Raw genomic sequence first — 10,415 nt, forward strand, 5'->3', positions numbered from 1 at the left:
TTGGTGCTCTGCAGGGGGTTTGCCCACGCCATTTCGACCATTCCGCCGTATGACTGGTACGGGATTGTCTACGTGTACGGCGCTCGAGTAGCGGGTCCACGATCACTTTCCCTCCGCATCAGTCAATCGGTGCCTCCGCGAACTCAGGGAGATGAGGAACGCTGCACTCGGCGATGCACGCATCATGGTTGACCGGTGCTGGATTGATGTGGAGTGGTTTAAAGACCATCTGTCCCGCCACGAACGCATTGCCCGATAGTGCACAGATACCGGCAGCCGATGCTTGCGCGCGCACCCAGCGCTGCTCGCTGTAACAGCAGCGGCCCGCCTCGCGCCACGCGACAATCAGCGAGTCGACATTGGGGCGTTCAAAGACCCGCACGGTACGCTGCGTTTGCCCGGTTGCATCGCCAGGCGTCCCTGCAGGAAGCTGCGCGACGATCCCTGTCTTCTGCCTGGCACGTCGTCGTACGGCCAGCATGGTACCGCGGCAAACTGGCGAACCGCATCGGCAGGCAAACCTTTCCCGAAGCTGCCGGGTATGTCGCGCCTCCACGACGAGAGCGTAATCGATGCTCAGTTCTTCGCCCGGCTGGATGGCACAGATGGTACGGATGAAAATCCGGACGTCGCGCAGTTCGGCTGACAGGAGTGGTTCAGCCAGCGCGCGCTGTTGCCGCCGACGCCGCCGTCGATTACCGTGCCGTCGCCAACATCGAAATAGAAGGTGTGATCGGGGTGATCCGGGTCCCTGGGATGGCGGCGCATGGCCTTGTCCCACCCAATGCGTTCGCCCTTGTATTCACAGACCAGGGCGCCGACGGGAAAGCCACGTGTTGCGAAAACGCCTTTGCCATGAACGGAAGAGCGGCGGACGGTAATTCGGCTACGGCTCGGCGTAGCGGGGGAGCGTTTCAGAGACGACACTTGAGATGCACTCGTAAGACCCGTGGCCAGCACGGAAGGGGGAGACGGTCTGAAGGAGGATTGACGTACAGATTGCCTGCGTCGAATTATCGGCGCAAGGGGGATGAAGGTGGGCATGCGAGACCGCGCGAACCGGAAACGGGAGCGCGGCATACCCGCACTGGCTTTCACGGAACGGTCTCGCCGTGTCCGTTCAGATCCCGGCATCGGGCGCTTCCAGGCGGCGGAGCAGATCGCGTCCGGCACTGCGGGTGGTACTCCTCGTAGCGCCGGACGCAGAGACCGTTGCGTCCGGTGCCGGACAGCCTGCTTCGCCGGTCGCTAGCCCATATGCAGCCCGCCATTCAATGAAAAGTCCGCGCCTGTCGCAAACCCGGCGTCATCGGAAGCGAGCCATGCCACGATCGATGCGATTTCTTCCGGATTGCCCAGCCGCCGCACCGGAATGCTCTCCACGATCTTCGTAAGTACATCGGGGCGCACTGCACGTACCATCTCGGTACCAATGTAGCCGGGCGATACGGTATTGACCGTCACGTTCTTTACAGCGACCTCCTGCGCCAGCGCCATGGTGAAGCCGTGAATGCCCGCTTTGGCCGTGGAGTAGTTGGTTTGGCCGAACTGGCCTTTCTGTCCGTTCACCGAAGAGATGTTGACGATGCGCCCCCAGCCACGCTGGACCATGCCTTCGATCACCTGTTTTGTCACGTTGAAAAGGCTGTTGAGATTGGTGTCGATGACGGCAGTCCAGTCTTCGTGGGTCATTTTCCGGAACACGCCATCGCGCGTGATGCCCGCGTTATTGATCAGCACGTCGATTTCGCCAACTTCCTTTTTGACCTTTTTGAAGGCCTTTTCCGTCGACTCCCAGTTGGCGACGTTGCCCTCGGAGGCGATGAAGGAATAGCCGAGTGTCTTCTGCTCCTCCAGCCATCGGGCACGGCGCGTCGAGTTCGGTCCGCAGCCCGCGACAACAGTGAAGTTCTCCTTGTGCAGCCGCTGGCAGATTGCTGTACCGATGCCACCCATGCCGCCCGTGACATATGCAATACGGGTTGCCATAAATCCTCCTTCGTGTTGGTCGGGTTGGACAAAAGTCTGTCTGGAGGATGGAAACAATATTGACCACCGCGAGCGGCTGATGCGATGCGCAATTACCCTTAAGCGCACGCATCGGTCTCGTTCTATGGGTAGAAGGGTGCTGTGCGAGAGGGGCCTGCAAACGGGAGAACCGTGCCCTCCCGGTTCCACTCCATGAACTGCTTCGGGGATGCCCGCCTTGCCATGGCGAAGCCGCCGGATGCTGTGCCTGACGTTGGCGGCGCGCAGCGGGCGCAGCGAAGCTCGATGCCGCAGACGCGTGCGATGAGGACGCTCGACAGGCATCTCAATGCTGATCTGGGGGCAACCGGGCACGCGTGCGGTCCGCCCCGCCAGACGAGGCGATCAGGCCGGACGGGACCGGCATAGCCGCGGCGACAGATCAGAACGATGTTGCGAGCATGGCCAGCGCGATGACCAGCATGACGAGTGTTGCAAGCCAGCCCAGCGTCCGCAGCCGGCCCTGGACGACGAAGCGGCCCATGATGTCTGCGCGGGAGGCGACCAGCATCATGACGATCATGATCGGCACGGCGACGACGCCGTTGAGCACCGCGCTCCAGTAGAGCGCCTTGATCGCGTTGATGGAAGTGAAATTGACGATCATGCCGATCAGCGTGGCGATGGCGATCGTCGCATAGAACGCTTTGGCTTCCTGAACCTTGCGGGTGAACCCGACCGGCCAGCTACGGGCTTCACCGATAGCATAGGCGGTTGAACCGGCCAGCACCGGTACGGAGAGCAGGCCCGTGCCGACGATGCCCGTGGTAAAGAAGATGGCTGCGAAGGAGCCTGCAATGGGGCGTAGCGCCAGCGCCGCCTGCGCAGAGGTCTGGATATCCGTGATGCCGTCGACGTTGAGCGTAGCAGCGGTAGTGGCGAGAATCGCCAGAGCCACCAGATTGGACAGCCCCATTCCCGCCACCGTGTCGATTTCGATCCGATGCAGGGCGCCCGATCCCTGTTGTGGAGCATCGAAGAGATCCCGGCGCTTCGGATGAACGTGCATGTCCTCCACTTCCTCCTCGGACTGCCAGAAGAACAGATAAGGGCTGATGGTGGTACCGAACACGGCGACCACCGCGGTCAGGTAGCCCGCGTTCCAGTGCAGATCGGGAATGACGAGCCGGGTCGCGAGGCGCATCCAGTCAAGATGGACCACTGCCAGTACGGCGAAATATGCGAAGAGCGATAACGTGAACCACTTCAGCACCGCGACATAGCGGGTGTATTGCAGCAGCAGTTGCATGCACACGCAGATCACGGAGAAGAGCAGCACGTACCCCTCAGACGTATTTGCCAGGAATTGTTAAAGGCACCGGCATTTCCGGCAGACTCAAGCTGTTTTGGTATATGTTCGCGACATTCAGCCCACAGACTACGTCGAGGAGTAACTGGGGGACCCGGATCCGATTCCAATTTGCACGGTAAGCGCTCATTAGACGACGTGGCTTGCGCGCGGCGCCGGGGTGTGCGTCAGTCTGTTGAGGCGGCGACCCGCCACGGCAACAAGGCCTCATAGTCGTCGGCGCTGTGTGCAAGCGGGAGTGCCTTGAACAGCGCGACGAGATAGCCGTACGGTTCGACGCTGTTTGCCTTACACGTTTCGATCAGCGAATACAGGTTGGCGGCGGCATTCGCGCCAGCGACACAGTTGGCGGCGCAAAAGCCAGTGCCACGATCTACAGCCTCGTGCTGACGTGCCGTGCCTGCGACGTCGAGCCGTATGACTATCTCCTGCACGTGCTCACCGAGTTGCCGTAGCGCGTGCCCGACGCCGACGTCACGGATCTGCTGCCATTCAATTACGCCCGCTTGCAGCAGGCCAAAGCAAAAACTCCCTGACTGACTTCCACCCTATCCACGCGGACGCCGCCGCTCGATTCCGAGCGCCGCGACGCGACTACGCTCGACCTTCAAAGGCGCGCAAGCTGCCACGCCGTGTGCTGGAATCGTCGCTTACGGATAACCCGTATCGCTGAAGTCCTGAAAGCGTAGCACCGGCCGCCGCGCATGCGCGAGGAACAGCGCCAGCCGCGGGAGTCGCCGCCTGGTGGCCGCAATGGCGTCCGGAACGCGGATGTAGGCGGTTTCTCCCGAGATCCGCCGACTGCTCAATATCTCCGCGTGCACAAGAAGGCCAGCTCCAGTTTAGGTATCGTCAGGTGACAGGGGATAGTCAGATCTTGTTTGGCGATATCCGATCATTATCGGCAGGGTTCAGTTTTTCAGCCTACTTCCGTTAATATGCAATGCATGGATTTAAATGGTTTGGCCGGAAAGCACGCAGGAAGTGGAGCTGGAAAAGGATCACGAGGCGATGGTGCGTCCCGGGTATCGACGGACGTTAAATGCCCGATTATTTTTGAAGTGCTGACTATCGGTTGGTGCCCGAATACAGGATTTTCTGAAGGGAAGTCAAAAAGCATAGATTCCTGGCAAGACTTGTGAAGAAGCATGGTCAATCCGCGCGCAATAACGTTTGACACATGGAACGTGGGCTGGCGATCACGATACGGACAACGATCTGTTCGTGACCCGTCGGCATGGATGATGGCGCGAACCAGTCATACCTCTGTCCGTCGTGTGCGGGTTGATTACGCGGCGTGCAGGAGCCAACTGGCGGTGCGGGGTACGGGGATATATCGTCGTGGTAACAGTGCTGGGATGCATTACTGAGAAGCACAACGTCTGGCTGGTACTCGTGGCCGGGTTACTGTGCGCCGTGGGTTCCTGGGTGACCGCCCGGCTGTTCCAGCGCACGGTGGGCACCGCCGGCATGCAGAAGCTGGGCTGGCATGTCCTGACGGCGATTTCGGCCGGCGTCGCCATCTGGTGCACCCACTTCGTCGCGATGCTGGGTTTCGACGCGGGCGTGCCAGTCAGTTTCGATCCTTTTTTGACGGTCCTGTCCCTGCTGATCGCGGTAGGCGGCAGTACCTTTGGCTTCGCGCTCGCCGGCAGCCGGGTGACCCGGTTCGCGCCCGCACTGGGCGGCGCGATCGTTGGCGTGGCGATCGCCCTGATGCACTACACCGGCATGATGGCCTGGCGGATCGAAGGCATCATTTCGTGGGACGTGCCGTATCTGGTCGCATCAGTCGCATGTTCCGTGGTGTTCGCGGCGGCGGCGCTGGTTTGCGCCATGCGGGCCGGGCCGCATGCGGTCAACCTCATGGCCGTGACGCTCTCGCTCGCCATCCTCACGTTGCATTTCACCGGCATGACAGCGCTGCGCATCACGCCGCTGGTTGTCCCAGGGGCATTCTCCGACCTGGCGGCACTACACACACTTGCGCTGGCGATTGCCGGCCTGTCGCTGGTCATCGTCTGCACCGGGCTCGTGAGCTATCTGATCGACAGCGATGTGCGGGCCGAATCACTCGAGCATCTGCGCAGGATGGCACTGAGTGACCTGCTGACGGGGCTGCCGAACCGGGGCAGTTTCAACGAGCGCCTGGATCTTGAAATTGTGCTGGCGCGCGAGGCAGGCACGAGACTGGCACTCATCGGCATTGACCTGAACCGGTTCAAGGAAGTCAACGACCTGCGCGGCCATCACGCCGGCGACGAAGTGCTGCGCATCCTCGCGCGGCGCATGACGGGCCTGCTGCGCGAAAACGAATTTGTCGCGCGTATCGGCGGAGATGAATTCGCCGCGATCTGCCGGATGACGGGGGAGGTGACGGCCGAGGCCGGGCTGGAGGATTTTCTGGGCCGCCTCGAAGCAGCCCTGTACAAGCCCGTCAGGCTCGATGAATACGAAGTCGTCACGGGAGGGAGTTTCGGCGTGGCGATCTATCCCGACGATGCGACCAGCAAGCCGGTTCTCATCAACAACGCAGACCTGGCGATGTATCGCGCAAAGACCAGTATGACGCGGTCCGTCTGCTTTTACGAGCCGGCGATGGACGAAATGGTGCGGGCGCGGCGCAACCTCGCCTCGGATTTGCGCGGCGCGCTGGCAGCCACCCAGCTCAGCATCCACTACCAGGTGCAAACGTCGCTGGTGACGGGCGAAACGCGGGGTTACGAGGCGTTGCTGCGCTGGCGGCATCCGGTACAGGGACCGATTCCACCCGCGACGTTCATTCCGCTTGCCGAGGAGAACGGTCTTATCCTCGAGATCGGGGAATGGGTGCTGCGTCAGGCCTGTGCGATGGCCATCTCCTGGGACCCGCCATATCCGGTTGCGGTCAACGTATCGGCCGTCCAGTTCGCGCATGCGAACCTGACGCAGCTCGTCGCCGGCGTGCTGGGCGAAACCGGTCTGCCAGCGCAACGCCTGCAGCTGGAACTGACCGAATCGACCATCTTCGCGGACCGCGGCCGCTCGCTGCGCACGCTGCGGCAACTCAAGGAACTGGGTGTGAGCATCGCGCTGGACGATTTCGGTACCGGCTATTCGTCGCTCGACACGCTGCGCTCATTTCCCTTCGACCGGATCAAGCTCGACCAGTCGTTCTTCAGCGAGGCGGAAGCCAGTCCCCAGGACCGGGCCATCATCCGGGCCGTGCTGGCGCTGGGCAAAAGCCTGGGCATCCCCGTACTGGCAGAAGGGATCGAGACGCAAAGCCAGCTCGCGCTGTTGACCGAGGAAGGTTGCGACGAAGCGCAGGGCTTCCTGTTCGGCCGCCCGGCTGCGCTGGCGGAGATCGTCGGCACTGGCCGCATCAGGCTTGTCGATACGCGTGTCGCCCATTCGGTGCCTGGGAAAGGGGACGCAGAGGGTATCGACAACGGGAAGAGTCCGGGAGCCGAACACGGGCAGACACTGGACAGCACGACGTAAAGAAATGACCCTGATGCAATTACGGATCGCGACACCAGAAGAACCGCCGGGACGAAGTCCTGGATAGCAGCATTACACCAGGGAGGACAATGGCGCCGCGTTTTTCCCCGTTATCCAACCCCTTTCGCGCGAAAAATCGATGATCAATCATCCGGCCGTTCGTACGGAGAGCAGGACCCTGTTAGCTCAGGCTCGCGACGTCACTCTGCCAGAGACGGTCGAACGGCATCTGGCCGCGCGCGGCCTTTTGCCTGTCCGTTCGCTGGAGCAACTACCGCAGCCGCCGTGCGAAGCCGACGTGCTGCTCACGCCCTCGTCCTGGATGAGAGAACTGGCGGCGCCACAACGTGAGCGGCTTTCGGCGTATGGCCGCGCGGTCGGCGCCTGGATCGCGCTCACCGATACACCGGTTGCCTTCGATGAAAGCCTCAACCTGCTCGACCTGGGTGTCGACCACTTCCTCCCTGTACCGACGTTGGAGGATCAGTGGGGGGCACTCATTGACGGCTTGCGTTCGAGGATGCCGCTCCGCCGCGCGGGTCCGCGCGCTGCTCCGATGCCCTGCGAGACCCTGGGCGAAGGCGAGGCGCGTTTTCGCTTCTTTCTCGATAACGTCGAGGAAGGCGTCGTGGTGTGTGCCGACGGGATCATCGTCGACGTAAGCGACCGCTGGCTCGAACTGTTTCGCTGCCGGCGCGAAGAAGCCATCGGCCACCCGGTGCTCGATTACACCAGCCCGAGGGTCGTTCCCATGGCCCGGCAACTGATCGAGGAACGTTGGGCCGAAACCTATGAATCGGAAATGCTGCGCAGGGACGGCACCACCTTCCCGGCCATCGTTCGCGGGCGCGACCAGAGGTTCGGCGGGCGCGAACTGCGGCTGACCACCATCCTCGACATCACGCGACAGAAGGAATCCGAACAGGCCCTGAAGCTGGCCAAGGCCGAGGCCGAACGGGCCTGTCATGCGAAGTCCGAGTTCCTCTCCAGCATGAGCCATGAACTGCGCACCCCGCTTAATGCCATCCTGGGGTTCGCGCAGATACTGGAGATGGATGACGGGTTGAGCACGGACCAGCTCGACAGCATCGCAGAAATCCTCAAGGCGGGGCACCATCTGCTGGGCCTCATCAATGAAGTGCTCGATCTGGCCAGCATCGAGTCCGGCAAAACGACCCTCTCGCTGGAGACGGTGGATGTGTCGACGCTCATCCGGGACTGCGCACAGCTCGTGCAGCCGCTGGCGACGAGCCGGGAGATCGACCTGCACCTGGAGATACCCGAACGTGCTGCCGCATGTGCCGACAACCAGCGCCTGAAGCAGATCGTGCTGAACCTGTTGTCCAATGGCATCAAGTACAACCATCCCTCGGGCGAGGTCCGCGTCATAGTCGAGCCCGATGGCTCGCGGCTGCGCATCGCCGTTGCCGACACCGGGGCGGGCATTTGCGCCGAACGCCTGGGCGAACTGTTCCAGCCTTTCAGCCGGCTGGGCGCAGACCACGCTTCGGTCGAAGGGACCGGCATCGGCCTCGTTATCACCCGCAAACTGACCGAAGCGATGGGCGGACGGATCGGTGTTGAAAGCGAGCCCGGCAAAGGCAGCCGCTTCTGGGTGGAACTACCTCTGGCACAGCTGTCGTCGCAACCGGCGCCGCTGTCCCTGCTGGCCAATGATTCCGGTGTTGCGCCAGTGACGGCAAGGCAGGGTGAGCATTACATCCTGTACATCGATGACAACCCGGTCAATCTCAAACTGGTCACCCAGATTCTGGACAAGCTACGCCACATCCGTCTGGTCACCATGTACGCGCCCGAGATGGGCATCGAGTTCGCGCTTTCGCATCAACCTGACCTGATCCTGCTGGACATCAACCTGCCCGACATGGACGGCTACCAGGTGCTGGAGGTATTCAAGTCACACCTCCAGCTGCGGCATGTGCCCGTGATCGCGGTGTCGGCCAACGCCATGCCCCGCGACATCGAACGGGGCATCGCCGCAGGCTTCGCCGATTACCTGACCAAGCCTCTCGACATCGGGCGTTTCCTCGCCAGCATTGATGCCCATCTGCCGGGCGTGATGGAGAAACGCAGCAATGACGCTCAAACATGATGACGCGCACATTCTTGTCGTTGACGACGAGCCAGCCAATCTCAAGCTGCTGGAAAAGCTGCTCGGCAGCGAGGGCTATTTTCGTCTGACCTGTGTGCAGGACCCACGCCAGGTTTTGCGTGCCTATCAGGAAATTCGCCCCGACCTGATCCTGCTGGATATCAACATGCCGCATCTCGACGGCTATCAGGTCATGGCCCAGCTCAAGGCATTGGACGACCCGCTGCTGCCGCCCATCGTCGTGCTGACGGCGGAGCACGGCCGCGAAAGGCTGCTCAAGGCGCTGGCGGCGGGGGCGCGGGATTTCGTCGGCAAACCGTTCGACCGCAGCGAGCTCCTGATGCGCGTGCGCAATCTGCTCGACGCCCACCTTGCCCACCGCCTGATGCACGAGCATAACGACGTGCTCGAAAAGCGGGTTCAGGCCCGCACCCGCGAACTGCTCGAAACCCGGCTGCAGATGGTGCGCCGTCTCGGCCGCGCCGCCGAGTACCGGGATAACGAGACCGGCCGCCATATCCTGCGCATGAGCCATACTGCCGCGCTGCTGGCCCGCCATCTCGGCTGGAGCGAAGCCGACGTCGAATTGATGCTGCACGCCAGCCCGATGCATGATATCGGCAAGATCGGCATTCCTGACGCGGTCCTGCTCAAGCCCGGAAAACTGGACGCCGGGGAGTGGAAGATCATGCAGCAGCATCCGGCCATCGGAGCCGAACTGCTGGGCGGCGACGACTCGGCGTTGATGACCATGGCGCGTCAGATCGCTCTGGCGCACCATGAGAAATGGGATGGCAGCGGCTATCCCCAGGGTCTCGCGGGCGAGGCCATTCCGCAGGCCGCACGCATCGTGGGCGTGGCCGACGTGTTCGATGCGCTCGTTTCGGCTCGCCCGTACAAGCCGGCGTGGCCGCGCGACGAAGCCGTTGCCTACATTCGCGACCATTCGGGCAGTCATTTCGACCCGACCGTGGTCGAGGTGTTCATGAAGGCGCTGGACGATATTCTGGCCATCCAGGAAAGCTATTCCGATTCCGTTGCCCCGTGACAGGGCTGCAATCAGGCGCGGGCACTGGCAACCCGCGGCCAATGCCCCCGACAGGCGTGCGCGTCCGGTGAAACGTTAAAGATTGTCAAGACAGGACCCCGGGCATCAACCGGAGACCGTTCGCTGCCGATAGACCGGTACGCGTTGCTTCGTCTGCCGGACGGGCAAATCCTGACACGTAACAATTCTCATGGTTTGATCATGGACTTCGGTCTGCCGCGCACTGCAAACCCTTTAACCCGGCCCGCCCCCGGCTGGCTGACGCCGACGATCCGCTCCGTGGAAATTCGGATTAGAAGTCGCTACACAATCCATCCTTACCTGCGAAGGCGAGAAATTCCTAGGGAAACGCTGATCAATGGACCAACTTCCGAAGTTGCAGGCGAGATGGCTTCAAATTTTCTGGATGACGAAGCGAATCGGCGCTCAATTCA

8 protein-coding genes and 2 pseudogenes are annotated in these 10,415 nt (G+C 61.9%); 5 read left to right on the forward strand and 5 right to left on the reverse strand.

What is annotated here, in order from left to right:
* Positions 1-118: 118 nt before the first annotated feature.
* From DFS13_RS41035 to DFS13_RS37395, 5 genes and pseudogenes are all read right to left on the reverse strand, one after another.
* A complete protein-coding gene (locus tag DFS13_RS41035) occupies positions 119-481 on the reverse strand; it encodes a DUF3331 domain-containing protein (protein ID WP_049868851.1) in 363 nt (120 codons plus the stop codon).
* 95 nt (positions 482-576) lie between these two features.
* On the reverse strand, positions 577-927 hold the full coding sequence (locus tag DFS13_RS37380; RefSeq protein WP_306415732.1) for an SET domain-containing protein: 351 nt from the start codon (positions 925-927) through the stop codon (positions 577-579).
* 321 nt (positions 928-1,248) lie between these two features.
* On the reverse strand, positions 1,249-1,989 hold the full coding sequence (locus tag DFS13_RS37385) for a 3-ketoacyl-ACP reductase (protein ID WP_012431270.1): 741 nt from the start codon (positions 1,987-1,989) through the stop codon (positions 1,249-1,251).
* A 421-nt stretch (positions 1,990-2,410) separates the two neighbouring features.
* Complete coding sequence (locus DFS13_RS37390; RefSeq protein WP_021161997.1) at positions 2,411-3,307, reverse strand: NRAMP family divalent metal transporter; 897 nt, start codon at positions 3,305-3,307, stop codon at positions 2,411-2,413.
* A gap of 197 nt (positions 3,308-3,504) precedes the next feature.
* Positions 3,505-3,684 (reverse strand): annotated as a pseudogene (locus DFS13_RS37395) (transposase domain-containing protein); the annotation flags it as partial.
* On the opposite strand from DFS13_RS37395, the pseudogene DFS13_RS37400 reads away from it, so the two are divergent.
* The 5 genes and pseudogenes from DFS13_RS37400 to DFS13_RS40660 all read left to right on the forward strand — a co-directional run.
* Positions 3,673-3,873 (forward strand): annotated as a pseudogene (locus tag DFS13_RS37400) (transposase domain-containing protein); the annotation flags it as partial. The pseudogenes DFS13_RS37395 and DFS13_RS37400 sit on opposite strands and share 12 nt — an antisense overlap.
* Before the next feature lie 805 nt (positions 3,874-4,678).
* A complete protein-coding gene (locus tag DFS13_RS37405) occupies positions 4,679-6,820 on the forward strand; it encodes a bifunctional diguanylate cyclase/phosphodiesterase (protein WP_012431271.1) in 2,142 nt (713 codons plus the stop codon).
* A gap of 139 nt (positions 6,821-6,959) precedes the next feature.
* Positions 6,960-8,933, forward strand: coding sequence for an ATP-binding protein (locus DFS13_RS37410; RefSeq protein ID WP_012431272.1), 1,974 nt, complete (start codon positions 6,960-6,962; stop codon positions 8,931-8,933).
* Positions 8,917-9,981 (forward strand): HD domain-containing phosphohydrolase, encoded by a 1,065-nt coding sequence (locus tag DFS13_RS37415; RefSeq protein WP_012431273.1) that lies wholly within the window; start codon positions 8,917-8,919, stop codon positions 9,979-9,981. Before DFS13_RS37410 ends, DFS13_RS37415 begins: the two co-directional genes overlap by 17 nt.
* 201 nt (positions 9,982-10,182) lie before the next feature.
* The coding region (locus tag DFS13_RS40660) for a hypothetical protein (RefSeq protein ID WP_146610050.1) at positions 10,183-10,415 on the forward strand (233 nt) is incomplete at its 3' end.

Origin of the sequence: Burkholderia sp. 28_3 (genome assembly GCF_003253915.1) — a bacterium.
In the GTDB taxonomy this organism is placed as follows: Bacteria; Pseudomonadota; Gammaproteobacteria; order Burkholderiales; family Burkholderiaceae; genus Burkholderia; species Burkholderia cenocepacia.